Origin of the sequence: Methylocaldum sp. 14B (genome assembly GCF_002005105.1) — a bacterium.
Classification (GTDB): Bacteria; Pseudomonadota; Gammaproteobacteria; order Methylococcales; family Methylococcaceae; genus Methylocaldum.
Map to the genome: position 1 here is coordinate 1 of NZ_MSCV01000009.1, position 26725 is coordinate 26725.

The 26725-nt window shown below is 56.3% G+C and carries 33 protein-coding genes and 4 tRNA genes; 23 read left to right on the forward strand and 14 right to left on the reverse strand.

All coding sequences use genetic code 11. The features are described 5' to 3' along the window. Window positions 1-87: 87 nt before the first annotated feature. Complete coding sequence (locus tag B2A78_RS08145; protein ID WP_077729495.1) at window positions 88-504, reverse strand: DUF4383 domain-containing protein; 417 nt, start codon at window positions 502-504, stop codon at window positions 88-90. A gap of 487 nt (window positions 505-991) precedes the next feature. Here B2A78_RS08145 and B2A78_RS26865 point away from each other — a divergent pair, with 487 nt between their 5' ends. From B2A78_RS26865 to B2A78_RS08215, 15 genes are all read left to right on the forward strand, one after another. Then, window positions 992-1171, forward strand: a complete 180-nt coding sequence (locus B2A78_RS26865) for a four-helix bundle copper-binding protein (RefSeq protein WP_276205387.1) — start codon at window positions 992-994, stop codon at window positions 1169-1171. A 289-nt stretch (window positions 1172-1460) separates the two neighbouring features. After that, entirely contained in the window at window positions 1461-1658 is a 198-nt protein-coding gene (locus B2A78_RS26550; RefSeq protein WP_240502448.1) for a hypothetical protein, read from the forward strand. Between the two features lie 542 nt (window positions 1659-2200). Beyond that, window positions 2201-3436, forward strand: a complete 1236-nt coding sequence (locus B2A78_RS08155) for a tyrosine-type recombinase/integrase (protein ID WP_077729497.1) — start codon at window positions 2201-2203, stop codon at window positions 3434-3436. After that, a complete protein-coding gene (locus B2A78_RS08160; RefSeq protein WP_026610782.1) occupies window positions 3433-3651 on the forward strand; it encodes a DUF2281 domain-containing protein in 219 nt (72 codons plus the stop codon). Before B2A78_RS08155 ends, B2A78_RS08160 begins: the two co-directional genes overlap by 4 nt. Further along, window positions 3629-4030, forward strand: a complete 402-nt coding sequence (locus tag B2A78_RS08165; RefSeq protein ID WP_077729498.1) for a PIN domain-containing protein — start codon at window positions 3629-3631, stop codon at window positions 4028-4030. Before B2A78_RS08160 ends, B2A78_RS08165 begins: the two co-directional genes overlap by 23 nt. 186 nt (window positions 4031-4216) lie before the next feature. Then, window positions 4217-4981, forward strand: a complete 765-nt coding sequence (locus B2A78_RS08170) for a DUF6499 domain-containing protein (protein WP_077729499.1) — start codon at window positions 4217-4219, stop codon at window positions 4979-4981. 88 nt (window positions 4982-5069) lie between these two features. Then, window positions 5070-5378 (forward strand): helix-turn-helix domain-containing protein, encoded by a 309-nt coding sequence (locus B2A78_RS26000; RefSeq protein ID WP_077729500.1) that lies wholly within the window; start codon window positions 5070-5072, stop codon window positions 5376-5378. A 14-nt stretch (window positions 5379-5392) separates the two neighbouring features. Further along, window positions 5393-5956, forward strand: coding sequence for a hypothetical protein (locus B2A78_RS08180; protein ID WP_077729501.1), 564 nt, complete (start codon window positions 5393-5395; stop codon window positions 5954-5956). Continuing rightward, window positions 5941-7149 carry an AAA family ATPase gene (locus B2A78_RS08185; protein ID WP_077729502.1) on the forward strand — a complete coding sequence of 403 codons (1209 nt, stop codon included), beginning with the start codon at window positions 5941-5943 and terminating at the stop codon, window positions 7147-7149. Before B2A78_RS08180 ends, B2A78_RS08185 begins: the two co-directional genes overlap by 16 nt. Beyond that, window positions 7146-7754 carry a hypothetical protein gene (locus B2A78_RS08190; protein WP_077729503.1) on the forward strand — a complete coding sequence of 203 codons (609 nt, stop codon included), beginning with the start codon at window positions 7146-7148 and terminating at the stop codon, window positions 7752-7754. The genes B2A78_RS08185 and B2A78_RS08190 overlap by 4 nt, the downstream gene beginning before the upstream one ends. A gap of 156 nt (window positions 7755-7910) precedes the next feature. Then, a complete protein-coding gene (locus tag B2A78_RS08195) occupies window positions 7911-8300 on the forward strand; it encodes a single-stranded DNA-binding protein (RefSeq protein ID WP_077729504.1) in 390 nt (129 codons plus the stop codon). A 22-nt stretch (window positions 8301-8322) separates the two neighbouring features. After that, on the forward strand, window positions 8323-9300 hold the full coding sequence (locus tag B2A78_RS08200; protein ID WP_143735109.1) for a phage capsid protein: 978 nt from the start codon (window positions 8323-8325) through the stop codon (window positions 9298-9300). A gap of 40 nt (window positions 9301-9340) precedes the next feature. After that, window positions 9341-10297 (forward strand): hypothetical protein, encoded by a 957-nt coding sequence (locus B2A78_RS08205; RefSeq protein ID WP_077729506.1) that lies wholly within the window; start codon window positions 9341-9343, stop codon window positions 10295-10297. 26 nt (window positions 10298-10323) lie between these two features. After that, window positions 10324-10599, forward strand: coding sequence for a hypothetical protein (locus B2A78_RS08210; RefSeq protein ID WP_077729507.1), 276 nt, complete (start codon window positions 10324-10326; stop codon window positions 10597-10599). Beyond that, window positions 10589-11104 carry a hypothetical protein gene (locus B2A78_RS08215; protein ID WP_077729508.1) on the forward strand — a complete coding sequence of 172 codons (516 nt, stop codon included), beginning with the start codon at window positions 10589-10591 and terminating at the stop codon, window positions 11102-11104. Before B2A78_RS08210 ends, B2A78_RS08215 begins: the two co-directional genes overlap by 11 nt. On the opposite strand, the gene B2A78_RS08220 is transcribed toward B2A78_RS08215, so the two are convergent. Next, window positions 11087-11791 (reverse strand): hypothetical protein, encoded by a 705-nt coding sequence (locus tag B2A78_RS08220; protein WP_077729509.1) that lies wholly within the window; start codon window positions 11789-11791, stop codon window positions 11087-11089. The two genes, B2A78_RS08215 and B2A78_RS08220, sit on opposite strands and share 18 nt — an antisense overlap. Continuing rightward, a complete protein-coding gene (locus B2A78_RS08225; RefSeq protein ID WP_036268985.1) occupies window positions 11788-11979 on the reverse strand; it encodes a DUF1778 domain-containing protein in 192 nt (63 codons plus the stop codon). The genes B2A78_RS08220 and B2A78_RS08225 overlap by 4 nt, the downstream gene beginning before the upstream one ends. A 130-nt stretch (window positions 11980-12109) precedes the next feature. Between B2A78_RS08225 and B2A78_RS08230 the strand changes: the two genes are divergently transcribed. From B2A78_RS08230 to B2A78_RS08250, 5 genes are all read left to right on the forward strand, one after another. Beyond that, on the forward strand, window positions 12110-12352 hold the full coding sequence (locus tag B2A78_RS08230; protein WP_077729510.1) for a hypothetical protein: 243 nt from the start codon (window positions 12110-12112) through the stop codon (window positions 12350-12352). Window positions 12353-12364: 12 nt separating this feature from the next. Then, window positions 12365-12616: a hypothetical protein gene (locus B2A78_RS08235; protein ID WP_077729511.1), complete on the forward strand. Its 252-nt coding sequence runs from the start codon at window positions 12365-12367 to the stop codon at window positions 12614-12616. 10 nt (window positions 12617-12626) lie between these two features. Next, entirely contained in the window at window positions 12627-12839 is a 213-nt protein-coding gene (locus B2A78_RS08240) for a hypothetical protein (protein WP_077729512.1), read from the forward strand. Then, entirely contained in the window at window positions 12809-13246 is a 438-nt protein-coding gene (locus B2A78_RS08245; RefSeq protein WP_205780709.1) for a hypothetical protein, read from the forward strand. Before B2A78_RS08240 ends, B2A78_RS08245 begins: the two co-directional genes overlap by 31 nt. A gap of 61 nt (window positions 13247-13307) precedes the next feature. Then, entirely contained in the window at window positions 13308-13910 is a 603-nt protein-coding gene (locus tag B2A78_RS08250; protein ID WP_077729513.1) for a hypothetical protein, read from the forward strand. Between the two features lie 102 nt (window positions 13911-14012). Here B2A78_RS08250 and B2A78_RS08255 read toward each other — a convergent pair whose 3' ends face one another. The 6 genes from B2A78_RS08255 to fchA all read right to left on the reverse strand — a co-directional run bounded on the left by B2A78_RS08255 (window position 14013) and on the right by fchA (window position 16168). Further along, window positions 14013-14822, reverse strand: a complete 810-nt coding sequence (locus B2A78_RS08255; RefSeq protein WP_077729514.1) for a hypothetical protein — start codon at window positions 14820-14822, stop codon at window positions 14013-14015. A 243-nt stretch (window positions 14823-15065) separates the two neighbouring features. Further along, window positions 15066-15141 (reverse strand) — tRNA-Lys (locus B2A78_RS08260). Between the two features lie 27 nt (window positions 15142-15168). After that, window positions 15169-15244, reverse strand: a tRNA-His gene (locus B2A78_RS08265). A 21-nt stretch (window positions 15245-15265) separates the two neighbouring features. Beyond that, a tRNA-Arg gene (locus B2A78_RS08270) sits at window positions 15266-15342 on the reverse strand. A 1-nt stretch (window position 15343) separates the two neighbouring features. After that, window positions 15344-15420 (reverse strand) — tRNA-Pro (locus tag B2A78_RS08275). 124 nt (window positions 15421-15544) lie between these two features. Continuing rightward, window positions 15545-16168 carry a methenyltetrahydrofolate cyclohydrolase gene (fchA, locus tag B2A78_RS08280; RefSeq protein WP_077729636.1) on the reverse strand — a complete coding sequence of 208 codons (624 nt, stop codon included), beginning with the start codon at window positions 16166-16168 and terminating at the stop codon, window positions 15545-15547. A 175-nt stretch (window positions 16169-16343) separates the two neighbouring features. On the opposite strand from fchA, the gene B2A78_RS08285 reads away from it, so the two are divergent. Then, entirely contained in the window at window positions 16344-17201 is an 858-nt protein-coding gene (locus tag B2A78_RS08285) for an NADP-dependent methylenetetrahydromethanopterin/methylenetetrahydrofolate dehydrogenase (protein WP_077729515.1), read from the forward strand. Between the two features lie 62 nt (window positions 17202-17263). Here the strand turns inward: B2A78_RS08285 and B2A78_RS08290 are convergent, their stop codons facing one another. Continuing rightward, entirely contained in the window at window positions 17264-17992 is a 729-nt protein-coding gene (locus B2A78_RS08290) for a metallophosphoesterase (RefSeq protein ID WP_077729516.1), read from the reverse strand. Window positions 17993-18179: 187 nt separating this feature from the next. Here B2A78_RS08290 and ispG point away from each other — a divergent pair, with 187 nt between their 5' ends. Then, window positions 18180-19418: a flavodoxin-dependent (E)-4-hydroxy-3-methylbut-2-enyl-diphosphate synthase gene (gene ispG, locus B2A78_RS08295; RefSeq protein ID WP_077729517.1), complete on the forward strand. Its 1239-nt coding sequence runs from the start codon at window positions 18180-18182 to the stop codon at window positions 19416-19418. Window positions 19419-19448: 30 nt separating this feature from the next. Here ispG and B2A78_RS08300 read toward each other — a convergent pair whose 3' ends face one another. After that, window positions 19449-20273, reverse strand: a complete 825-nt coding sequence (locus B2A78_RS08300) for a ferritin-like domain-containing protein (RefSeq protein ID WP_077729518.1) — start codon at window positions 20271-20273, stop codon at window positions 19449-19451. A 92-nt stretch (window positions 20274-20365) separates the two neighbouring features. Beyond that, on the reverse strand, window positions 20366-22942 hold the full coding sequence (gene acnB / locus B2A78_RS08305) for a bifunctional aconitate hydratase 2/2-methylisocitrate dehydratase (RefSeq protein ID WP_077729519.1): 2577 nt from the start codon (window positions 22940-22942) through the stop codon (window positions 20366-20368). A 231-nt stretch (window positions 22943-23173) separates the two neighbouring features. On the opposite strand from acnB, the gene B2A78_RS08310 reads away from it, so the two are divergent. Further along, the gene (locus tag B2A78_RS08310) at window positions 23174-24100 is read left to right on the forward strand and encodes a histone deacetylase family protein (protein WP_077729637.1); all 927 of its coding nucleotides are present in this window, start codon (window positions 23174-23176) and stop codon (window positions 24098-24100) included. 42 nt (window positions 24101-24142) lie between these two features. On the opposite strand, the gene B2A78_RS08315 is transcribed toward B2A78_RS08310, so the two are convergent. Next, the gene (locus tag B2A78_RS08315) at window positions 24143-25477 is read right to left on the reverse strand and encodes a UDP-glucose/GDP-mannose dehydrogenase family protein (RefSeq protein ID WP_077729520.1); all 1335 of its coding nucleotides are present in this window, start codon (window positions 25475-25477) and stop codon (window positions 24143-24145) included. A gap of 62 nt (window positions 25478-25539) precedes the next feature. After that, window positions 25540-26724, reverse strand: coding sequence for an O-succinylhomoserine sulfhydrylase (locus tag B2A78_RS08320; protein ID WP_077729521.1), 1185 nt, complete (start codon window positions 26722-26724; stop codon window positions 25540-25542). Window position 26725 lies beyond the last annotated feature (1 nt).

The window sequence follows — 26725 nt, forward strand, 5'->3', positions numbered from 1 at the left end:
GTATAAAGATGCAAATTACGAGCGGTCGCGATTCCATTTCGCGACCGCTCGTTCAGTGATTGCCCGTTACGATTCACTATCCAAGCTTCACGTATGCCAAGCATGTACCCGTGCTGCACCGGCAAATCCAAAATACGCGGCTACCGCTGCGCTCAATAGGTGCAACCAGGCGTCGATACCGTATATTGGAGCCAACCCGAACAGTGTGTTCGTTGCCGGAATAATCCCCAACAGGAATAACACACCGAAGAGGATCGCATTGGCTCGCGCGAAGGTCACGGCCCTAGGAATACTCCGGGCGGCAAGAATACCCCAGACTCCAACGCCGATATGTACCAAGTTGTGAATCAGATTAACCGGAAAGAGGCCAAACAATCTGCCGTAGCCAGCTTCTATGGCCAATGGAGGACCTCCTACTATCGGCTGTACAAGGCCCGGGATAAAGCCAAGAATACCGATTATCAGGTACACAATGCCAAACACTTTCGCGAAAGTCTGAACCATGACACATCTCCTTCAATATCAGGATAAAACACTCGCTACCTTACTTATCCTCGGACATAAAATATTGCCTCTCTGAAAGGCGGCAGCGCGGTATTTTTCATTTCGTACTGCCAGTCCGAGAAAAGCTTATGTTGTCAATTAGAGCCTTCGAAAAATCGCTAGTTCAGGCTTTAAGGCGTGTCTTTTGACCATTTGAAGACCGAGACGGCAGCTTGCGTACTCTTACCTATTCAAAAGTGAATCTCATGGCAGCATCCTATTTTGAACTACACCGTTAACTCGAAGTTTGAGAGGTGCCGATATGCTGACTCAAGAAGCATCTTCAACTGGCTCCATGCAAGCATGTATCGAGCAGTGTCTGGATTGCCATTCTATATGCCTGGAAACGGTAACCCACTGTCTGGAAAAAGGAGGGCCGCATGCGGAAGCCGATCATATTCGACTCCTCCTGGATTGCGCCGAAATTTGCCAAACCAGTGCGAACTTCATGCTCCGCGGTTCAGAGCTTCACACGTTAACCTGCGAAGTCTGCGCAGAAACATGCGAACAGTGCGGGGACAGTTGTGAGCAATTCGAGAATGACCCCCAAATGCAGGCATGCGCGCAAACTTGCCGAAGCTGTGCTGACGCCTGTCAGGCTATGGCCGAAGAAGCAGGTGTTGAATGATGGGTTTTGGGTTTTAGATAGTCCGACTGAAATTACACCATCGGAGCCCGCATTTCCGGAGCATGCCGCTCGTCAAGCGCAATTTGTCATCATCACCGTACGAGAGCGGTAGCTAAGCGTGTGCGTAAATTGGAGAGCTTAGGCTCCTCAGCTTATGGCTCGGAGCGATTACTCTCATGCCGCTCTCGACCGACCACTGAGAAAATTCACGACCACTCACCGGTTCCTGGACGCCTATTCATGGAGGCTGACGCGTAGCGATCGTGTGTCAAGGGAGCGTCGAAAAGGAATGGACTACAACACCCGACCGATTATGAAAAAAGCCGCGCCAGGAAACAGCAACGCGGCTCCCCACCAGGTACCGGCCATCATCGCAAGAATGCTGACTGCAACCAGAATGGTGCCGATCGCCTGCAATTTTCCGCTCAAGCTGCGTATTGGAGCTGCTTTTAAAGCCCGCCCGCAATGTGGACAAGCATTGGCTTGATCGGGAATCTCCGAGTCGCACGCGGGACATTTCATGGGGGCCATAGCTATAAACTCCGTTACCTTAACAGCGTGAGATTAGCGGAGATTCAGCATGCCTACAACAGTTCGTACTATCGAAATTCGAATGTGACTCTCGGCAATTTCGAACAATGCCTGGATTGGGATAGATCAGGAAAACCTTGCTCCTAAAGCTGGAGATGCTCCAAATTACCGGTAGGACACGGCGGAGAGGTTTCAAAAATGAGGCCCGGTTAAATTCCGACAAGAGATGAGTTTTGGGAATTTTTGAAAACCCGAAAACAAAAAGGCCTGCATTACTGCAAGCCTTTGTTTTAATTGGTGGGCCATGTAGGGATCGAACCTACGACAAACGGATTAAGAGTCCTGTTTTTGGCTGTTTTACCGAGCTCTACCAAGTTTGAAAGAGACATAAAACATGCTTGCAATCAGTCGCTTACATGACATAATAAATCCGACTGTCTTTGAAGCTGTTTGAATCGTACTGTCTACCATGCGTCTACCACGATTCCAGGGGGGGATATGAAACTGACGAAATCCGTAATCGACCGGCTACCCATTCCCGAGACCGACCCCACGTTCTACCGTGACGACGAGATCAGGGGTTTCGGCATGAAGGTTTTCCCGTCTGGCGTGAAATCCTTCTTTCTCGAAAAGCGGATCAATCGGCGAGTCAAGCGGATCACGATAGGCCGATACGGAGAGATCACGCCGGAGCAAGCCCGCAAGCAGGCGCTCAAGCTGGCCGGGGATATCGCAACCGGCGGCGATCCCGTAGCCAAGAAGCGGCGCGCCAAGCTGGAAGAAAAGACGCTGAACGAGGCGTTCGCCGATTACTTGGAGACCCGGAAGGATTTAAAGGAGCGAACGCGGCGCGACATGCGTGCGTCCATGGACGAAATGTTTTCCGATTGGCTGGATAAGCCAATAACCAGAATCACCCCGGCGATGGTCGCCAAGCGACATAAAGAATTCGGAGAGCAGCGCTCTGAGGCGCGCGCTAATCTCGGGTGCCGCTATCTGCGAGCGATTCTTAATTTTGCTCGGGCCAAGTACAAAGACGACGAAGGCCGCCCGCTGATCGGCGAGAATCCGGTGAAAGCCTTGTCTGAAACTCGCGCATGGTTCCGCGTTGACCGGCGCTCGACGGTCATCAAGCCGCACGAGATCAAACCTTGGTTTGAGGCCGTTCTGAACCTGCCGAGCAAGGATATCGGCGACTATTTCCAGGTTCTGATTCTGACCGGACTGCGGCGGGAAGAAGCCTTGAGCCTCAAATGGTCCGAAATCGACCTGAAAGCCCGCACGCTTACCGTGTTGGACCCCAAGAACCGGCGGGATCATACCCTGCCTATGGGTGACTACCTGTCCGCGATCATGACCCGGCGCAAGGCTGCGGCTGATGCGAGGAAGGAAGAAGCCGAATCCCCGTTTGTCTTTTCCGATTCCGCTGGCCGGCGTATCTCGAATTTCCGCTACGCCCTGGCCGCGATTGAGAAAGCATCCGGCGTTCGCTTTACCCCGCACGATCTACGGCGGACGTTCGCAACCATTGCCGATTCGCTGGACATTCCCGCCTATGCCTTGAAAGCCCTGATGAACCATAAGTCGGGGGCGGACGTGACGGCCGGCTATGTGATCGTCACGGCCGAGCGGCTGCGGGCGCCGATGCAGAAGATCGAGGACTTTGTTTTAAAGGCGGCTGGACTGAAACCCACGGCTGAGATTGTCGAACTGAAACGGGAGGTGACCGTATGAGCATCGCTGAAAAGATTTACGAAACCGTCAAGGCCCTGCCCGAGCAGCAAGCGGCCGAGGTCTTGAGCTTTGCGGAAAGCTTGAAAACCAAGCAAGAGATCGAAGACAAGGCGCGCCGGGAAAAAGCGCTGTCTACCCTGGCGAAATACCGCGGGCGATTCAAAGCGGAGAAATTTGACCGGGAAGCGTGCTATGACCGCCCGAGTCTTCGCTGATACCAATCTGTTCATTTATGCGGAATCGGAGAACGGCGAGAAGACCACGCGGGCGATCTCGATTATCGAGGACCGTCCGGTAATCAGTGTCCAGGTGATCAACGAGACCGTCAGCGTCTTGACTCGAAAATATGGTTTCACCCTAGCGGAAGCTCATGACATCGCCGAAAGCCTGCTCGATCTATGTGAAGTGGTTCCGGTCGAAACGGCGACTTTACGGGAGGCGTTCCGATTGGTGAGGCGTTATCCGCTTTCCCATTGGGACAGTCTGATCGTGGCGGCGGCGCTATTGGCGAACTGCGATACCCTGTATTCAGAGGACTTGCAGCATGGGCAGGTATTCGACGGCCGTTTGACGGTCGTTAACCCTTTCTTGTGAATCCCTAACCGGCGAGAGGATCGCCGGGAGGTCGCGGACGATTTAGCGGGGCACCAGAGTGCGGGCACACTCGGGCGCCCCTGACCACAACCACCTACCACGGAGGTGAATCATGGTTACTGTTCATCCTATCACCCTGGCCGGCTGGAGCGGCAACCATCTTGAAACACTGCCGTGAGGTGGTGGATGAAGAACGACAATCCAGACTGGAAAAATCCGGCCGATTACCCTGACGCCGACACCACGTCCTTATATCAATGGGCGTGGGAGTTTTTCAGGCGAAACCCATCCTATCGGCGGGATTACGACGAGTACGCCCGCCTGCCAAGGGAGTCTCTAGGGGATGGTTTACTGCCTGACGGGATTATCTCCCGGTTCTGCAAGTGTGAACCGGCCGCTATGCCGGGCGAATCAGTCACTCAGTTTGCATTACGAGGTGGCAAGCGAATTGGAACGCCACGAGAATATTTTTCCGAACGCTATCGCCTTTCAAAGCTTTTGCTTGCTGTCCCCAACCCATATCGAAGTCTTCCGCCAAACACCCCGGTGTTTGACACTGACTTGACTAAGATGCTCACGTACGACATTTCCAAGGTGTACGAGCACTGCGGAATAAAAACCGGACTGACGCCGGAAACGGACCGCGAGATTGTCATCACGATCGACCTTGACCTTCCGCTTGAAACACAGTTCGAGAACATCAAGACAATCATCGAGACAAAAGGGCTGATACGCGGCTTCAAGCACAGAAAGAATCACCGCTCTAAATATCCACTGTACCTACGTGCTTTCGATGCGCGGCAGGAAAACAAAGGGGCGGCTGAGATTGCCGACGGGCTGAGGATCAATGATCCGCAAACGATCAATAAGTATTTGAAAGCCGCTAACAATCTAATCCATCGGGACTACTGGAAGCTGGCCGCAATGCACAAGCTTGAACTCGGAAAATAAAATTCTTTTTTACTTTCCGTGACTCGCCCCGCCTGATCGATAAAGCTAGCCGTGTTTTGAACAAAGCCGAACGAGGTTGTTTAAAGACATGGCGACTTCTAGCACCGCAGAATCTTCAACCGTTCATGATCGAGTAACCAGCAAGCGAGTTACTCCCCCCAAAAAATCTCGGATCGAACTCGCCCGCGAATTCGCGGAATCGCACGACGACGCATTGGTCACCACAGACCAGGTTGCGGCGTTCCTCAACTGTTCCGAAGCGAAGCTTGAGCGCGACCGATGGGCCGGCTCGGGCTTGCCGTACATCAAGCACGGCCGACACGTCCGGTACGTGAAGCGTGTTGTTGTGGAGCACGTGCAGCGGAGCATCCGCGCTTCTACGTCCGACCGGGCGTAAGGGGGTGGCATGGTATGGATTTCGACAACCGCGACGGGCGGCCAGGAGAGTTGCGCCCTGCGTTTCAAGGCGGCTCGGATGGGGCGCCCCCGAGCGCTCGGGGTCATCACGAACAGGCCACGCTAAAAGGGAACGGCCGGGGGCGATGCTTTTCGGAGCAGAGCCATTATAACGCCGAACGCATAGTTATTCCCTTCCCCGCTGGTCCGAAGCTTCCGCCGTATGGCCGGCGCGTGGTTGCGCTCCGGCGAACTCGAGAAACGCTGTCGATTTTGACCGGATCGGCCGCGATGGACGAAGCGGCGCGGCGCTTCGAGCTAGAAGCCAAGTACGGCGATCCGCCGACCCTGTTCGTTTGCCTGCCATTCGAGCGCAACCCGAGCGGCTACGATTGGACTTTTTGCCGGGGTTTGGACGTGGCCATCGTATCGGCTGGAACGTCGGAAAGCGATATCAGCCTGTTGCACTTGGCCGGCTTGGTGCTGGCAGCGGGCGCGGCGCATGTAGTCGTCCGACTGGCGGCGCGGATCGAGATATTACGGCGCGATGACGGGGGGGCAGTATGGCGGATGCACTGACTCCCCCGGGCGAGCGGATCGAGCTAGCCGACCTGTCCAGGCTGGCGACGGACATCAAGACCTACACGCTACTGAGCGTGGATGATTTGGCGGCGCTGCCGGCACAACACTACCGCGTCAAATCCACTTTTCCCGAAAACGGGTTTGTCGCTTTTTTCGGGCCTCCCGGCTCTGGTAAGTCGTTTCTGGCGTTCGACATGGCGGGCGCAATCGCCGGGCGAGATGACTGGTTCGGGTATCGCGTCCGGCGTGGTCCGGTCGTCTATCTATTCCTTGAGGGCGAAGCGGGCGCGCGCAATCGGATCGCGGCTTATCGGACAGAATACGGCGGGACGTCATTGGCGAACATGCGATTGATTTTTCAGTCCGTAAATTTACTGTCGACCGATATCGTCGGCCTAATCGCGGCGCTCAGGGACGCGGGCATGGATCGCCCGACAATTTTTGTCGACACGTTGAATCGAGCGGCACCCGGCGCGGACGAGAATAGCTCCGTGGACATGGGGCTCATTATCGAATCCTGTAAGCGCCTACAGGCCGAAACTGATGGGCTTGTCGTTATCGTCCACCACACAGGAAAAGACGGCACCAGGGGGCTGAGAGGCCATTCCAGCCTGCTCGCGGCGCTGGATGCGGCCATCGAAGTATCGAGCGACGGCGAGACTAGGAAATGGACGCTTACGAAATCAAAGGACGGGCAGGACGGGCTTAGCCATGCGTTTAGGCTCAAGGTCCACGAGCTTGGATTTGATGAGGACGGCGACCCCATAACATCCTGCACCGTCGAACTCTTGGACGACATTCCCGACCGGGACAAAAAACCAAAGGCTCCGACTGGCGGAAACCAAAAGATCGTTTGGGATTACCTGCACGACGTACTCAAAGACCGTCCGTCTATTCCGACAAGCGAGCTCATCGAGGGTGTACGCGGTCGTTTGGTTTGCGACGAAAAACGCAAACCCGAACGAATCAGGCAAGCGCTCACCGCGATGATTAACGCCGGTTTGGTGACCTGTTATGACGATACCCTTTCGTTTCCCGTTCCCATTCCCGTTCCCGTTCCCCCTAAAGGGGGAAACGGGAAAACGGGAAAATGGGATTCCCGAAACTTCCCGAAAGCGGGAATTTCGGGAAGCTGGTATGAAACGGAGAAGGACACCGACAACGAAGTCGCGGGAGGATTCGACCTATGACGCCGGCAACGATCCTTTCACGCTGCCGGGAGTCGGGTATTCCGCTATCCGCGAATGGCGACCGCCTACACGTTGGCGTCGAGCCCGACCAGATACCGGCCGACCTGCTGGGCGAACTCAAAGCGCACAAGACCGAACTGGTGGCGCTTTTGGCGAACCCTTGGGCACCCGGCGGCGAGTATTACGAACGGATTCGTTCGGGCTGGCGATTGTCGCGGACGGAGGACGGCGGCTATGTGTGGCTGGAACCCGGAACGTGGCGGCCGAACGAACCGGCCGATGAAGGCGACGCCGGGGCGATCCATTGCGCCGATTGCCGGCACAAGGTCACGACCGAGCACCCGGTTTTGACCGACTGCGCGGCGGGCATTCAAGCACCCGGCGCGGGCGGGCTTTGGTGGAGTATGGACAGGCACGCGTGCGGAGAGTTTGAGCGGGCCGGCGCACCGCCCGCGCAATCGCGCAATGAACTGCGCCAGGGCAGTACCGGCGCAGTGGGCCGGGCCGGAGCGAAAAGGGATTCCGAATCCATTGTCGGCTACCCTGAAACGCCCGAGCAACGGGGGCTTTGCCACGGACGGCGGCAGACGGTAGACGGATGGTAGACTTTGGACACGAAAAACCCCCGACGGAGCGGGGGCGACAGATGATTTTCGGCTACTACCTGCCGAGCAAAACGATAACACGAACCGACGGATCGGAGAACGACGAGGTGAGCCTGATACCGGACGACTTTGTTCGACAGATGAGAGGCTACCCCAATGATCGATGTTCTAATCGCGGGCCGACTGCTACGCGACCCGCAACGCCGAACCGGGCAATCCGGTAAAGCATTTACCACCGCGATGATTTCCGCAGCCGTCGAGGGCGCGGACGATCGGCAACTTGTTTCCGTCATCGCGTTCGGCGACCAGGCCGAGCGGTTGGGCCGGCTGAAAGCGGGGGATTCCGTTTTCGTTGCTGGGCCGGCGAAGCTCACGACGTGGGACCGCGACGGCGAGACGCGCCAGGGGCTGAACGTCACCGCAACGGGCATTCTGACCGCCTACGACGCACGCAAACGGCGGGGCGACACGAACAAGCCGAAAGAGCATCAAAACGGCTCAACGCGGCAGGCCGTGCCCGAATTCGACGACGCCATTCCCTTCTGATTTGACCCGCGAGGTAACCACCATGCAGACCTTTGAATTCACGTCCAATTACGAGGAAACCGGCGCCGGCACCCTCGACTTCGCCGATGCCCCGTATCCGATCAGCCCCGAGTTGACGAAAGTCGCGCGGGAATACCGCAATGATCGGTTCATCGCCGACGAGGTTCTACCGCGGATTCCCGTCGCCAGCATGGAGTTCAAATATTTGACGGCGAACGCGGCCGAGTTGCTGGCGCGGCTGGAGACCCGCGTCGGGCGTAAGAGTAAGCCGAACGAAGTTTCGTTCACGGCCGGCGAAATCCTGGACGCGGTGCACGGCGCCGGGCTGGAGCACGTCCTTCCCTGGCATGACTTGGCGAACGCACCGGACCCGGACGAAATGAAGCGGAAAGCGACCAGGGACACGACGGATTTGATTTTGCTGGACCGGGAGCGGCGCGTTGCGAATCTGGTGTTCAGCAGTATCAGCTACCCGGCCGGCAACGTTCAGACGCTCGCCGGTTCAGCCCAATGGAACGACCCGGCAAGCGACCCGATTAAAGCCATCATGGACGCCCTGGACACTTGCATCATGCGGCCGAATATCGCCGTCCTCGGCCGGCGAACCTGGACCAAGCTCAAATTGCACCCGAAGATCGTCGAAGGCGTTTATTGGGTGGACGCCAATGCGGGAGTTGTAGGCCCCGACGACGTGGCGCAGGTTCTGGAAATCGACAAAATTTTCGTCGGCGATGCTTGGCACAACTCGGCGAAGAAGGGCAAAGCGGCGAGCTTGACCCGGTTATGGGGACCGCATGCGGCGTTTCTCTACATGGGCCAGCCCGGAAACCCGAACCGCTGGGGTGCAACGGCCGCATGGGGCGAGCGCTTCGCGTTCAGCTACGAGGACCCGAACCGAGGCGTCCGCGGCTCGCATGTGATTCGCGTCGGCGAGTACGTCGAGGAATTCCTCGTTTCCCCCGAACTCGGCTGTCTGATCCGCAACGCCGTCGCCGGCTGATCCACGATTCATTCACCAGACCCACGGAGAAACACGACCCATGAACGCCGTCACCAATCGCGTATCAATCCGTCACGAAATCAGAACCAGGCTCGACGAGACCCGTCGCGCCTACGTTGAGGCCACGGACCGGGCCGAACAGCTACGCCGGGAGGAAATGGAACTCGGCCGCCGGCTGGACGCCCTGGAGCGGAAAATCCAGAACCTTGAGAATGCCTGCGAATACCCGGACGACGAGCTCACCGCCGAACACGAGCGCATTAAAGCTGCGTTCCGGAAAGCGACCGAGGGCGCAGCCGAAGCCGAGGCTGCGGTTTCCCGCCTGAATTCGGAAATTCTCGCCATCGAGGGCGATATGAAAACGGTTCCGGACACGACCCTTGACGATATTTTGCGGGCTCAACAGGCGCGCGACGAGGCGCAGGCCGAGCGGGATCGATTGGCCGCCCTGATCGGGCAGCAAGCCGGAATCGACCTGTCCGCCCGCGAATCGGAACTCGCCGCGCTCAAACGGCAGTACGGTGACATCCTGGCCGACGAGGCCGCAGGAACGCCGGTGGGCGCCGAGTATCTGACCGCTTTGGTCGAAAACATCGACCGGCTTGAGTCCGAAATCTCGGAGGCTCGAAAAACGGCCGAGCGGGACCGAATCCGGAACGAAGGGCTCGCCCGCAAGCTTGCGGCGGCCGACGACAAGCTTGCGGCAGCCGAGGCCGAATTCCGGGAAACCTTCCGCTGCTTCGTTACCCTACAGGAACAGCGCGCCCAACTCGATTACGTCAAGGCCGCGAACGACCTGATCGACGCCTACGCACGATTCATGCAAATCAGCCGAATTCAGTCGCAGAACCGGCACCAGACGACCCCGATTTACGGATTCCTCAGCCTCCCAGGATTCAACGGCCGGCCGCTGATCGATAAGGCGACGCTGCTGAAGCTGCCGATCGACCCCGAACCGATGCTTGCCCAATGGCGCAAAAAGGGGCTCAAAGTCTGACGTAAAGGCCGCCTAAACCGCGCGTTATGAGCCAATCAACGCCGCCCGACGACCCGCGACAGGAGTATTTGCCGGCGAACCCTCCCCGTCTCCGGCAACGCCGGATCAAATTGGCGACGCTGCGGGACGTTCAACGGGAAATGGCGCGGCTGTACCGGGATATGCGCAACGGGCGGCTCGATCCGAGCGACGGAGCGAAAATGACTTATACCCTGGCTACCCTCGGCAAGCTGATCGAGGTCGGCGACCTGGAGCGGCGTGTCGAGGCGCTGGAACTGGAGAGGAACCGAAATGACCCTTGAGAAGCGCATTGCACGACTAGAGAGCGAAGCCGGCCGGCACCCCGCGCGGCTGATCGTTCGGCGCATCGTGGGCCGGTTCGAGGATCGGCCGGAATGCTACCGGATACACGGCCGGCTGCTCGGATCGCCGACGGCGCTGGAGTTGCACCGGAAGGCCGGCGAGACGGAACAGGCGTTCATGCAACGGGCGGCGCGGGAGTTGCGGCGGTTCGAGCGTGACCCCGGCGGCTATGTCTCGCCGTTCGCCGAAAACCCGCTGCTGCCCAGCGACTCGGAGCCCGCGACAGGCGAGCACCGGGCGGCGCTGGAGCACGAAACGCCGGAACCCGGTACTATCCTACCGACCCCGGTCGAAAACGAGCCCGTGGCCGCCCCGCAAGCGCAAGAACCGGCCGACCCGAAACCCTGGCGGCGCAATCCAGCCGGGAGCGAGGTCGAGCGGACCAGCACGGCGATGGTTCGGGAGATCGATCGGATGATTGCCCGGTTATCCGGGCGATCCTGAGCAGAGAAACACTTCGGCGAGATAGGCCGAGACCGACCCTTGAGCGGCCGGCGAGCAGCGGGACACCGGGAACGACCGCAGGATGTTCGGGCATTGCCGTTCTATCCATTCAAACGATATTTCCCTGATGGTGGCGCGGCGATCCGGGCCGCATCCGGGATCAATCGCGGCGGTTAGATGGTCGGCAGCCCGTTCGAGCACGTGCAGCCGTTTTTCGAAATCCTGAACCCCTTCGGCATAGAGCACGTTCCAGAACCGCACGACCAACCGATCCGATCGACGCCCGACCCGGCGTACCGACCGCATGAGAATCGGCGAGCAGTAGGGCTTTCCGTCGTCGAGGTAGCCGGGCGACATTTCCCATCCGTACCAGCAACCCGGCGAGAGTTTGAAATGGGTTTCAATCGGCTGAATCACATACCCTCCAAAACGCCCCTCTTCCGCGAGGCATTTAACGCCCCTGACATAGCAAAACGGTCGATTCCGAGTCTCGCCGGTGTCTGCGTAGCGCACCTGGAGCCCGCCAGTCGCGTCAACATTACCGAAGGTTAGCCGGCGGCCGTTCTCGTCCGTGGCTTCGCTGGCGCATTGGACGCATAGGGCGCGAGGATAGCGGGAACTGGCCGGAACCTTTCCGCCGCAGAGTGGGCACGACTGGAAGCCATCGGCAGGATAAAAAAACGTCATCGTGTGCTTCCGGGGCCGCGCTTGGGCCGGATCCCCGCCTTTTCCGCTTCGCGCAGAATCAGCGACTCGACCCAGTTGGATAGAGTCCGATTTTCACGTTCCGCCAATTCCTCGGCGAGTCTTTTGATTTCCGGTTTCACCCGGACGTTGATGGATTCGGTTTTCAGTCGTTTTTCTTGTATTGCCATTAGCGTTACTCTCTGATACGGTAATTAACGCCAATGGTAACACATTGCATTACAAGAGCGGGCCGACATGGTGCAGCCACACCACGCCGACCCTAACCACAACCGCAAACCTACACAGGAGGTTGCAATCATGGCTAATCAGCATCATAACACCTCGACCGACCTGACCGCCCGATTCTGGCGTGTCGAGACCGACGAGTTCGCCCCCCGTATCAGGCGGGGCGATTATGTGTTACTCGACGACGTTCCGCCCGACGAGGTCGACATCGTCGCCGTTCGCGCCGAAAACCCGGCCGGCTTTAAGCTGGCAACGTGGGCGCCTGGAATGGACCGTCTAGCGACGGTCGTGCAGGTTTCGCGGCAATACAGGTGAGGAGGCACAGTCATGGCTATTCACGGACAAAACCGCGCGGCATTCATGGACCGCGAGCAGATGATTGAGGTGATCGGGATCAGCGAAATCGAATGCGGTCACCTGATGGCGCTGGCCCGCAGCATTCGCCGTTTGTCGGACGATCCGACGGTTCAGGGACTGGCCGATCAGGTTCTGTATTGGTCCGAGTCGATCGGGAACGACCTTGCGTGCGTTCGGGAAACGCTGGAACGTGGGCCGGTCTCTCCGGTCGTCGGCGGATAAGGGTGCACGTATGGAACGGCAGAACCTGACCGACGCCCGCGAGCTCCTGGAGCAAGCCGGGCATATCCTGGAAACTATTCAAGTCGCGCTAGGCTGCGAATCGATCGCCAAGGAGCCCGGATCGACCGGCGCTTACCTGATCCTGAATGACGTGCGGCTGAGAGTTGAACGGGCCGGGCTTCTGATCGACCAATGCCGATTCGTGGCGAAACTATCGAAGTGAAGTACAAAGGGGAAATCGTGGATTTAGACAATTCTCATGACGACGCTATGTTGCGAGGAAGGATTGAGAACAAACGCGTTGAGCATTACAAGAAATACCAAAAAGAGCCGTATCGTCCGCCAAGTAAAGGTGGAAACACAAGCGCATTACACTCGCACGTTCTGATCATTGACGGCGAGAAATACAGTTTCCTTGCACTTGGAGGTCAGCAATGGGCTTACAAATCGGACACGGTCTCGTTTGAATACGAGATCACAAAGGAAGGATACAGAAACATCATTGTGGAAACCTTTGTTGCTCGGACAAAGGACGGCGCTGAAATCGTTCGTGGAAATCGCGGATTTAAGTCACGGCTACGAACAGCAGGAACGCGTATGCCAGCAAGTCGCCGTGAGCGGCTTGATTAATGGCCAATAGCAGCGGAATCCGGCTGGGGGAACCTAGCCGGGTTTAATTTTGGACACTGAAATGTTTAAAAAGCTAGGTCAATTCTTCAACAAAAAACGCATCAACAAGGCTTTGCTGATGGCACAAATTGAAGCGCTTGCTAACGATCTGTTTGGCGCGGCGGTGGCGTGCGCTGACGTACTGATCGATGGCAGCATAGCGCGCAAATTGGGCGAGAATTGGGAAATCACCGAGGATGAGCGAGTCGGGATCGTTATTCAATACCTGAACGGATTGCTCGCGATAGCCGATCGCGTCGCGTTCGCGCACCATGGCCCCGAGACGCGCGCGGAAATAATAGACAACCTGATCATTCTGGCGCATGGACACTTGATAGATACGGTTTTGAAACCTGATGTCACAATGCCCGAAAAACTTGACACGCTTGGCGGCGCAATAGAGTCATACAACGCGGCCGTGATCTTATTTTCGGGCTGCAAGGCAATGGTTCCTGGTGACGGCGTTTCGCGGAGCGATTCGTTTTTTTGGCGATTCGGGGAGTGCGTGAGCAACCATGTAGGCTACCCCGACGATTTTACTTTCATCATGGCAGCCGGTGGGCTGCTTTTCGATTCGTTCATAGAGATCAGGGCCGCCGATAAGATTCGCTTGGCTGGTCATTGATTGCAACCCGGCCGGGGAAACCTGGCCGGTTTTTTTGGGTGATTGATAGTCAGAAGAAAGCCCTTGCGGTTTCGGCTTTTTAGGGGTTGGAGTTGCTGGGAACTATCTGACCATGGGAAAACGGTACCGTACGCGCGCTAACTGGCTTTGAAGGAATTTCCCCGTATCGGACTCGCCAGTCATGTGGCTACACATGTAGGCTGCGATATCTGCGAGCTGAAGCATCGGAGCTTCTTGAACTTTACGTAGCAGTGGCTGAAATTTGAAGGGCATCGCATTCGCGGTGCCGAAATCTAAATAGAAGTCGCCGTAGCGACTACTAACTTGGGCTTTGCTTGGGCCGATAAACTTTATTCTGCTGGGATCTTCGGCCAAAAAAATTTCACATTCCCAGGCTGTTGGACCGTAAGAGCTACCGGGTGGAACGCTAAAACAGGTTTTTGCAAGTTCTACCAGCATCCCTTTTGCAAAGTGTTCAGTTTGTTCCGTTACCGAAAGAGTAACGTACGATCCGTCTACCGGATTCTCGAGCCTTAGTTCTTTGCCAATTGCCGCTTGAGAAGAGGGCAGATTCGTTACTGCATATCGAAGAATTACACCGGATTGATTCATGATTGTCACGACACGGCCGATGATGGCGTGCACGTCTCTTAGGGAGAGGTGAGATAGTCCTTCCGTCTTAGCTGGATTAATCTTGTCCAGGCTAAAAAGAGTCCTGCAATGCAACTGAACATGTGCGGGAATATCAAATTTATCCTTTAAGCGGGCGATACTGGTTTCTACCTGCTTAAGTCGAGTTCGCGGAATAATGACGACCGCGAACACAAGTGTGTTGTAGAAGCGACTATCGTCCCCAAAAGCCAGGTATGGTGTACTCCTGTTCGAGCCAACCGGCAGAATGTTCGCGTTCATGTTTCTATAACGTTGATCGTGACAAATCTGGTCCAAGCTGAAATTCGACGAGCTGTTGTCCTTCTATGCGCTTGACCTATGGCGGCGCGATAACACGACTCCAGTCAGCGAGGCCGGTTTTTTTATTTCCACGACGGAATCAAACGGCTTTGGCCGGGGGCTCGATTTTTCGTCTACCGTCTACCATGCGTCTACCATGAAAAAAGGCTTACCGGATAAAACCGCGTAAGCCTTTGATTTTATTGGTGGGCCATGTAGGGATCGAACCTACGACAAACGGATTAAGAGTCCGCTGCTCTACCAGCTGAGCTAATGGCCCGATATGGAGTGCTTGACGAGCTAGAAGTGGGGTGACCGATGGGGCTCGAACCCACGACAACCGGAATCACAATCCGGGGCTCTACCAACTGAGCTACGGCCACCGTCGGAAAATTACAAATAGATGGCGCGCTTGGCAGGACTCGAACCTGCGACCCTCGGCTTAGAAGGCCGATGCTCTATCCGGCTGAGCTACAAGCGCTTGGTCGGGGTAGAGGGATTCGAACCCCCGACATTCTGCTCCCAAAGCAGACGCGCTACCAGACTGCGCTATACCCCGGACGACCTTCTTTAACGAGAAGCCGTTCGGCTAACCATCAAGACTCACAATAATACCCATGTCGTTACAGATCGTCAATCGGTATGCTGCATACCTCTGGCGTCAATGATAACAAGCGCTTGCTTTACAGCTTGCTCTTGACGGTCTGGAAAATTTCCTCATTCAGGAGATCCATTCCGCTCAAAATCCCGTTCAATTCGGCTAAGCGGGAAGATACGAATTTTTCATCCTTTATAGCACCGGCGTTCACATAAACATTTAGCGCGGCGCTTTTCAGCGCAGCGTAACCTGCCACGACGGCAACGCCGGCATCACTGACTACGTTTCGATTCCCTTTTTCCGCTACGATTTTGCTCAACCTGATCACTTCGGCACAGGCTTTCGCGCACGCGATCGGTACATCGGTCGCCTCCTGCAAAGCCGATTGTATCTGCTGGCTTCTGGCGGTCTTCTGTTCTTGCGTTTCTTTTGGTAAACCGTAGGCGCCCATGACCTTATCAAATACTTCGACATCGGCTCTAACCATGTCCATCAGCTGCGCACGCAAGCTTTCCGCTTTCGTCAGCAGCTCTTTCATCTCTGGTTCGACGGCCTCATAATTTTTTTTTCCTATGGTGAGATTACAAACCATGCTCACCAAAGCGGCGCCCATAGCTCCCATAATGGCCGCTGCGCTGCCGCCACCGGGAGTTGCCGACTTGCTGGCCAAGTCGTCCAAAAATTGATGGATTGTTTTGTCTTTGATCATGCCATTCGCTCCATCAGGTTCATAGTATGAAAAATGGCCGGAAAGTATAAAACACAAGGCGTTACGGGTTAAAATTTTCCGTTTTTTCGGATTGGCGATATCTCGCCGGTTCGATGACGAATCGGAAAAATCCGCCAAACCCGCTCAAGGTTAAGTGCCATTCCAAGGAAAAAGAATGAAGAAGCTTTTGTTCCAATTCGATACCGATTTTTACCCATCTGTGTTCGACACCGTTGTCGCCTATGATGGCGGCGCGGATCATGTAATCGGCCACGGTGGCCTGACGCCGGAGAACGTTGGGGCATTGGTGGACGGCACAATTTTTACAAGAGCGCCCAAGGATAAAAAAAATACGGCAATCTTCATCGGGGGCAGCGATTTGATGGCCGGACAAGAGCTATTGAAGGCGGTGAAGAAAAAGTTTTTCGGAGGTTTCCGAGTCTCCGTAATGCTGGATAGCAACGGCAGCAATACCACGGCCGCAGCGGGCGTCGCCAAACTCGCAGCGAGCGGAGCAATTGCCGGAAAACGGGCTGTCGTTCTTGCAGGTACCGGGCCTGTGGGCCAGCGGGCGGCGGTAATGCTGGCCAAAGAAGGCGCTCGGGTCTCGATCACATCACGCCAGATGGCTCGCGCCGAGAAAGCTTGCCAAGACATGAAACAGCGGTTCGGCGTCGAACTGACCCCTATTGAGGCTCATGATAACGACGCGCGCGGGAAATCCATAGAGCAAGCGCATATAGTGTTTGCGGCCGGCGCAGCCGGTGTAGAACTGTTGGAAGAACGTCATTGGCAGGATAATCCGTCGATCGAGCTGGTGGCGGATGCCAACGCGACTCCTCCAATCGGTATCGGCGGGACCGATATGATGGACCGTGGAACAGACCGAAACGGAAAAATCGTTTGGGGAGCCATTGGCTTCGGTACGCTGAAACTGGCACTGCACCGTGCCTGTATCGCTAAGCTTTTCGAGAGTAACGATCAAATTCTGGATGCCGAAGAAATTTTCGAAATCGCGAAGACAATGGCCTGAAGGACGCAGGCGCGATTCGAACAGGGCGGCCGCTGACATTTTCGCTTGACCTCGGAGAGCGCCTAAATTTCCAAGATTTTTCTTGGGTCGAATTCGCTTACGAGCTGATTTGGGAAATAGCCTCGGGGATTGCAGAGAATTCGCGTGCCAGAGCACCGATAGTCGGAGACGGCATGGGTATGGCCATGGAACCAGGCTGCGATTTCGAAACTGTGCAGGACTTCTCTCAGGTCATTGCAGTAGGCATGGCGTTTGATCTGACTGGGGCTGTCCCGCCAGCTCCAAGGCGTCGGAGCGTGATGGGTGACCACCACGGTTTTCCCGGGAAACGGTTTTGCGAGCTCGGCAAAGAGCCATTCGCGGGATTCCCAATGCAATTGGCGATAGCTTTTCGCATTCAAAGCATCTGTGCGGTATCGAATCTTTCGGAAATCATTGACGATAGAAACCAGTTCCTCCAGCTGATCGTTATCGTCGCCCCCGAGATCGCTCCACAGGGAACAACCCAAAAATCTCACTCCGTCATACACCCACGCGCGTTGTTCCAGGAACTGCACATTGGTTCCGCTAGCGGCACTAGTTAGGTTTGCCAGGGTCGAGAGATATTCTTGGCCGTAAAACTCGTGGTTACCCGCTACATATATGACAGGCTTTCCAAATGATTTAAGCCAGTCCAAAGCTTGCAGGCCAACACCGATATCTCCGGCTGCGACGACAACGTCCGCATCGGCCGCCGTCGTCTCCAAAGATCCGAATTCGAGATGTATGTCCGAAAAATACTGAATACGCACGGTGTAATGTGATCCTTGGCCGGAGCGTCCTTCGAGGGCTTATTATTCCGGCACACGCTGTAACTTCCATAATTATAACTTGACACCCAAGTAAAGAACTCGGAAATTACCGCAAGCCTACGATAGGCTTGAGCTGTGTCATTGATAAAATAGCGGACTCGCGAAGTATCCCAGTAGGTTTTTAAGCATGATGAATAGAAGAGATTCGGTCGGTGTAAAAGTCGGTGAGATCCAGATCGGCGGCAATGCGCCGGTGGTCGTCCAATCCATGACCAACACCGATACCGCGGATGTAAAAAGCACCGTCAGACAGGTGATGGATCTGGCCAAGGCCGGTTCCGAATTGGTCCGCATTACCGTAAACAATGAAGAATCAGCACAGGCCGTATCTCAGATACGCGAAGAATTGGACAGGAATGGCTGCTTCGTTCCTCTGATCGGCGACTTCCATTTCAACGGTCATAAGCTGCTGGACAAGTTTCCCGGTTGTGCCGAAGCACTGGCGAAATACCGTATCAACCCCGGCAACGTGGGCCGAGGATCCAAGCGCGATCCCCAATTCGCCCAGATGATCGAATTTGCCTGCCGCTACGAAAAACCCGTGCGGATCGGCGTCAATTGGGGGAGCCTCGATCAATCCGTGCTGGCACGCCTGCTTGATGAGAACGCGCAGCTTAGTGACCCAAGACCACTCGCCGAAGTGATGCGCGAGGCGGTCATCACCTCGGCTTTGGAAAGCGCCGAGCGTGCCGTGTCATTAGGATTGCCCAAAAACCGTATCGTACTGTCGTGCAAGATGAGCGGCGTTCAGGAGCTGATCGCCGTTTATCAAGCGCTCGCCGAACGCTGTGATTACGCTCTGCACTTGGGGCTTACCGAAGCCGGCATGGGATCCAAGGGCATCGTGGCGTCTACGGCCGCATTGGCGGTACTGCTGCAGCAAGGCATCGGCGATACCATCCGTATTTCCTTGACCCCCGAGCCGGGCGCCGATCGCACTCACGAAGTCATCGTCGCCCAGGAGATTCTCCAAACCATGGGCATCCGCTCGTTCACGCCGATGGTGATCTCCTGCCCCGGTTGCGGCCGTACGACCAGCGACTATTTTCAGAAGCTGGCTCAGCAGATTCAGAGCCATCTCCGTCACAAGATGCCGGAATGGCGCAAGAAATATTCGGGTGTCGAGGACATGCACGTGGCCGTAATGGGCTGTGTGGTCAACGGCCCCGGCGAGAGCAAGAACGCCAATATCGGAATCAGCTTGCCCGGCACGGGTGAGCAACCGGTCGCCCCGGTCTTCGAGGATGGCGTAAAGACCGTAACGCTGAAGGGTGATCGTATCGCCGAAGACTTTCAGGAATTGGTCGAGCGTTATATCGTGTCCCACTACGGCCCGAATCAGGAACATCAAACCATCGCCGAGTAAGGAATCGAAAGCTCCCCGGCCCGCGGCTCCTCAGTCCGGGCGGGCCGGACTTTCGCTAGCCATCCCCTTCAAACGCTGCAACTCCAGATCGCTAAATCCCGCCGCTCGGCGCAATTCGATATTGAACGGACCGCGGACAGCCCCCCGAAGATAGCGTTCGACAAGATCGAAATATTCCGTTACGGGATCGATTCCCTGTTCGTTGCACACGTATTGAAACCAACGAGTACCTCGCGCCACATGGCCAACCTCGTCCCTCAGGATAATCCTGAGGATATTCGCGGTTGCGTCATCGCCTAAGGCATCGAGCTTGTCAATCATTGCCGGGGTGACGTCCAATCCCCTCGCTTCCATCACGCGCGGAACCAACGCCAGGCGGGCTTTCACGTCGTGCGCCGTGTCCTCGGCTAATTCCCATAATCCTCTATGTGCGGGAAACTGGCCGTAGTCGGCATTAAAGTCTTTTAGCCTTCCTCGAACCAGAGAAAAGTGATAAGCCTCCTCGATGGCTACTTCCAGCCAATCGTCATAAAACGCCGATGGCATTTCGCGAAACCGATAAACCATATCCCATGCGAGCTGAATCGCGGTGAATTCGATGTGGGCAACCGCATGCAGAAACGCGATCTTCCCGGCAGGGGTCGTGAGTTTCCGCCGCGGCAAATGCCTCGGGTCCACCAGCTCCGGACGCTCCGGGAAGCGGACTTCCGATGCCGGCTTGGGCGGCAAGCGATCATCCAGGGAAAAGCCTTCTCCCCGGAAGGCCAGCGCAGCCCGCTCGGTCGCTTCCAGTTTGGCTTCCACGGATGGCGTGTATAGGCACGATTCCGCAATCTCGAATAAATTGGACGACATGAGTTTCGTAATCGTTTCGGAATAAGAACAACAGGCCGCCACTTGCCGATGCCTCGTCGGGTGCGGCAAGCGGCGCTGTCGCACTTGGCATGTCAAGCCGTGGCGTCTAAAGCGACTTGTTCCGCCTTTCTGACGTAGTCGGGAATCTGATCGAAATTCAGATATCGATAGGTATCCGTTGCGTCCTTTTCCAGAGACTGAACGAAAGCCATGTATTCTTCGTACGACGGGATGCGCCCTAAACTCGAACATACGGCCGCGAGTTCTGCCGAGGCCAGAAACACATTGGCACCCGCTCCCATCCGATTGGGAAAGTTTCGCGTCGAGGTCGATACCACGGTGGCATGGTCCGCCACCCGTGCCTGATTGCCCATGCACAATGAACATCCGGGCATTTCGGTCCGAGCGCCCACTTTGCCGTAGATGCCGTAATACCCTTCCTCGGTCAATTCCAACTGATCCATACGGGTCGGCGGAGCGATCCATAAACGCCCTGGAACTTGCGTCCCGAAGTGCTCCAGGATTTTTCCGGCCGCACGGAAATGGCCGATGTTCGTCATGCAGGAACCGAGAAAGACCTCGTCGATCTGAGTGCCGGCAAGGGCAGACAAGGGTTTTACGTCGTCAGGATCGTTCGGGCAACACAAGAGCGGCTCTTTAATCTCGCTCAGGTCGATCTCGATCACTTCGTGATATTCGGCATCGGCATCGGGCTCCAGGAGCATGGGATCAGCCAGCCAATCCTCCATGGCCGCGATTCGCCGGATTAAGGTTCGTACGTCGCCATAACCTTGCTCGATCATCCATTTGAGCAAAACGATATTGGACCGCAAATATTCCTCGATCGGCTCTTTGTTCAGGCGTACGGTACAGGCGGCGGCGGACCGCTCGGCGGAAGCATCCGCCAGCTCGAATGCCTGCTCTACCTTTAGAGTCGGCAGTCCTTCGATTTCCAAGATGCGTCCTGAAAAAACGTTCTTCTTGCCCTTTTTCTCGAGAGTCAAAAGCCCGCGCTGCATCGCCGCATAAGGAATGGCATGCACCAGGTCCCTGAGCGTGATGCCCGGCTGCATTTCGCCCTTGAACCTGACCAGTACCGATTCCGGCATGTCCAAAGGCATCACACCGGTGGCGGCAGCGAAAGCGACCAGGCCGGAACCCGCGGGAAACGATATCCCGATAGGGAAGCGGGTATGCGAATCGCCGCCGGTTCCGACGGTATCCGGAATCAGCATGCGGTTGAGCCATGAATGGATGATGCCGTCGCCGGGACGAAGCGAAACGCCGCCGCGATTCATGATGAAATCGGGCAAAGTGTGGTGGACATCGATGTCTACGGGCTTGGGATAGGCCGCCGTGTGACAGAAGGACTGCATCACCAAATCTGCAGAAAACCCCAAGCAAGCTAAATCCTTGAGCTCGTCGCGCGTCATCGGGCCCGTAGTGTCTTGAGATCCTACCGTCGTCATATGAGGCTCGCAGTAGGTGCCGGGACGTACACCCTTTACCCCGCAGGCTTTTCCGACCATCTTTTGGGCGAGGGTATATCCCTTGCCGCTGTCCAGTTTAGATTCCGGACGTCGGAATACCGGCGAGATGTCGAGACCCAGTGCCTTGCGGGCACGATCGGTAAGGCCGCGTCCGATGATGAGCGAGATCCTCCCCCCGGCCTGCACCTCGTCCAGCAGAATATCGTTCTTCAAGGCGAAAGTGCAAAGCAGCTCGCCGGTATCGTGGCGCTTGATCTCGCCTTTGTAAGGGTAGACGTCGATAACGTCGCCGGTATGCAAGTTCGAGACATCGCACTCGATAGGCAGGGCACCGGAATCTTCCATGGTGTTGAAGAAGATGGGAGCGATCTTTCCTCCGATGCACATGCCTCCCGCCCGTTTGTTCGGAACACATGGAATATTCTCGCCGATATACCACAGCACCGAGTTGGTCGCGGATTTCCGAGAAGAACCCGTACCTACGACGTCGCCCACGAATGCAACCGGCCAGCCTTTTGTCTTGAGTTCCGCTATCTGCGCCTCGGCATCGGTGACGCCTTCGCGCGGCACTTTCAGCATGGCTTTGGCGTGCAGCGGAATATCGGGCCGCGACCAAGCATCCTGGGCGGGCGACAAATCGTCGGTGTTGATCTCACCCGGCACCTTGAATACGGTCACCGTAATGACGTCAGGCACCTTCGGCCGGCTCGTAAACCATTCGGCTTCGGCCCAAGCCCGCATGACCGCCTGTGCGTTCGCATTGCCGGCTTGGGCCTTCTCGCAAACATCGTGGAACGCATCGAACATCAGCAAGGTATGCGACAAGCCCTTTGCGGCCAGCGGTCCCAACGCCGGATGGTCGAGCAGTTCGATCAGTGGGGCTACGTTGTAGCCGCCCAGCATGGTGCCGAGAAGTTCGATCGCAAGGCGCGGATCCAGTATCGGCGAGACGGTTTCACCTTTCGCGACAGCTGCCAGAAAACCTGCCTTGACGTAGGCCGCTTCATCCACGCCTGCCGGCACGCGGTTGGTCAACAGGTCAAGCAAGAATTTTTCCTCGCCTTGAGGCGGATTTTTGATGAGCGATACCAGAGCCGTGGTCATTTCCGCGCTCAGAGGTTTCGGCACAAGCCCTTGTGCCGCTCGCTCGGCAACGTGTCTGCGATATTCTTCCAGCATGGTTTCCCCTAAAGTTTGCAATTCTGTTCGACTCGAGCCCCACGCACGATTCGAAACGGTTTCATTTGTCGTATAAAACGACCGCCGTTTTCCATTCCCGAGAACGAGTCATCGATCATTGGTCCAAATAACGGGGAACGATCAATCATCAAACGGTATCGGTTCTATTCCAACGGCAATACTCGGGTATTATATGGATCACTCATACGTTTATCACGCCGGATGCTCGTCATGACTACGATTTGCTTCAGTCATCGGAGTTTCTTGGAACACGACACCGGCCTTGGGCATCCGGAAAACGCGGAGCGCTTGCGTTCGATCGAGCGCGCACTTAGTCGACCCGATTTTTCCGGTCTCGATCGACGGGAAGCGCCGCGCGGTACCCGCGAACAGATTCGTTTAATCCACACCGATCGGCACATCGATTACGTCTTGGGAGCCGTGCCCAAACTGGGTTTTGCTTACCTCGACGGCGATACGGTCGTGTCGCCCGGTTCGGGCGAAGCGGCTTTGCATGCCGTAGGTGCCGCATGTGCCGCGGTGGATGCCGTTTTTGCCAAGGAGTCCACGAACGCTTTCTGCGCTGTCCGGCCGCCGGGACATCATGCCGAACCCGACGCGGCCATGGGGTTCTGCTTGTTCAACAATATCGCCATTGCCGCCGAATATGCCCGCAAACACCATGGAATCGAACGGGTCGCCATCATGGATTTCGACGTGCACCATGGAAACGGTACCCAACGAGCATTCGAAACGAATAAGGACGTCTTATATGCATCGACTCACCAGTTCCCTTGGTATCCCGGGACCGGGAGGTCCGGCGAAACCGGTGCGGGCAATATGATCAATGTGCCTCTGGCAGCCGGCAGCGGGTCCCATGAATTTCGCTTGGCCGTGGCGGACAAGATTCTGCCCGCTATCAATCGTTTTACGCCGGAGCTTGTCTTGATTTCCGCCGGCTTCGATGCTCATCGGGACGATCCCCTGGCCGATCTGAATTTGGTCGAGGACGATTATGCTTGGGTAACTTCGGAACTGGTGAAATTGGCGAAAGAACACGGACGAGGCCGACTGGTATCCGTTTTGGAAGGTGGATACAACCTGGAGGCTTTAGGAAAGAGTGTGGCCGCGCATGTACGTGCGCTGATGAAGAGCTGATGGCTGGAAAAGAGGGGGCGCCGAGCGCCCCCGCTATTCGAATCAGGCTAAGGACGCGCCCCGCCCAATGCCGAAATAATCAAATCCCATCATTTTCATCCGGGCCGGATCATAAAGATTCCGACCGTCGAAGATGACGGGATGCGACAGTTCGGCCTTGATCGTATCAAAGTCGGGGCTGCGGAATACATTCCATTCAGTGACGATAATCAAGCCGTCAGCACCTTTCAAGGTAGCTTCGGGGCTGTCGCAAAGCGCGAGATCGGACCTATGCCCATATAATCGCCCGGCTTCGTGCGTCGCGACCGGATCGAACGCTTGTACCTTGGCGCCCGCCTCCCAAAGGGCTTCGATGATCACCCGGCTGGAAGCTTCGCGCATGTCGTCCGTATTCGGCTTGAATGCCAACCCCCAGAGAGCGAGTGTCTTTCCTTTTAGATCGTCCTTAAAATAATCCTTAACTTTTTCGTAAAGTCTCAGTTTCTGCCGGTCATTGACATCCTCGACCGCCCGCAGCAACTGGGCCTGATATCCGACGTCCCGCGCGGTGCGCTCGAGTGCTTTAACGTCTTTCGGGAAGCACGAACCGCCGTATCCGCAGCCGGGATAAATGAAGTGGTAACCGATCCGCGGATCGGACCCGATGCCCACCCTCACCTTCTCGATATCCGCGCCCAGACATTCGGCGAGATTCGCCAATTCGTTCATGAAGCTGATTTTCGTCGCCAGCATGGCATTGGCCGCGTACTTGGTCAGCTCGGCCGAGCGAATATCCATGCAGACCAGGCGGTCGTGATTGCGATTGAATGGCGCGTACAAGGCCCGTAGAAGTTCGGTAGTGCGGGGATTGTCGGTGCCCACCACGATACGATCCGGCTTCATGAAATCCTCGATGGCTGCCCCCTCTTTCAGGAATTCCGGATTTGAAACCACATCGAATTCACATGGCTTCTGCCGGTCGTTGAGCACCGTATTTATCGCCTGGCGGACTTTATCCGCCGTGCCGACGGGCACGGTCGACTTGTTGACTACAACGCGATAATCCTCCATGCGTTCGCCAATGCTGCGCGCGACGGCCAACACATATTGCAGGTCGGCCGACCCATCCTCGTCGGGAGGCGTGCCGACTGCGATGAACTGGAATAAACCATGCTGAACCGCCAGGTCCACATCGGTGGTGAAATGCAGACGTTTCGCGGCCATGTTGCGTTCGATGATGCTATCCAGACCAGGCTCGTAAATCGGAACCTCGCCTTGATTGAGCCGGGCAATCTTGCCCTCGTCGATATCTACGCATACCACCTCATTGCCTACCTCGGCCAGACAGGCTCCGGTAACGAGGCCGACATAACCCGAACCAAAGACGGTGACTTTCATGACTGTTCCTTTTTGTTACGAATGAGATTCTGCACGCGGAGGTCGATACGACCAATCCGATCTTATGCAAAGGCGCGAAGCAAATCGCGCCTGATGTCATCGATATTTTCAAGCCCCACGGCGATACGGACCAAACCCTCGCTGATACCGGCAGCGGCACGTTCGTTCTCGCTCAGCCTGCCATGAGTCGTGGTTGCGGGATGGGTGATGGTCGTTTTGACATCCCCTAGATTCGCAGTGATGGATAGCAGGCGGGTCGAGTCGATCAGGTTCCAGGCCCCTTCCCGGCCCCCTTCGACCTCGAAACTCACGATGCCGCCGCCCGCAAATTGTTGCCGCACGGCTAACTCATGTTGGGGGTGGGACGGCAGTCCCGGATAATACACGCGCTTGACCCAAGACTGGGCTTCCAGCCACTCCGCAAGATTCAGGGCATTCTCGCTATGCGCGCGCATGCGTATCGCCAAGGTTTCCAGCCCCTTGAGAAATACCCAGGCATTGAACGGACTCATGGAAGGGCCACCCGTCCTTAGAAAGGGATAGATTTCCTTATCCAATAACTCCTGCCGGCCAACGATCGCGCCTCCGACGCATCTCCCCTGCCCGTCCAGGTACTTGGTTGCCGAATGAACGACGATATCCGCTCCCAAATCCAGAGGCTTCTGCAAAGCGGGCGTACAGAAACAGTTATCGACCACCAGAAGGCTCCCATTTTGCCTGGCTATCGTTGCAATGCGATGAATATCCGCAATTTCGGTCAGCGGATTTGAGGGAGTCTCGAGAAAAAGAAAGCGCGTTTCGGGCCTGACGGCTGTTTCCCAGGCCGCATAATCGGTCAGATCCACGAAAGTGGTCGTGACGCCGAATTTGCTCAGGTAATTCTGGAACAGCAGAACTGTGTTGCCGAACACGCTCCGGGAGCACACGACATGGTCTCCGGCCTTTAACAATCCGAAGGCCGTCGTAGCGATAGCGGCCATTCCCGAAGCCACCGCAATGCAGCGTTCTCCGCTTTCCAGGGCGGCGAGCCGTTCCTCGAAAGCTCGAACGGTGGGATTGGTGAAGCGCGAATAGATATTGCCGGGAATCTTACCGGAAAACCTCGCGGCGGCATCCTCGGCGCTGTCGAACACGTAACTGGACGTCGCAAAGATCGGATCGGAATGTTCCTGTTCGGACGTCCGTCGCTGCCCGGCGCGTATCGCCTGAGTTTCGATGGCATACTGCTGCCATTCCCAATCGGTCATG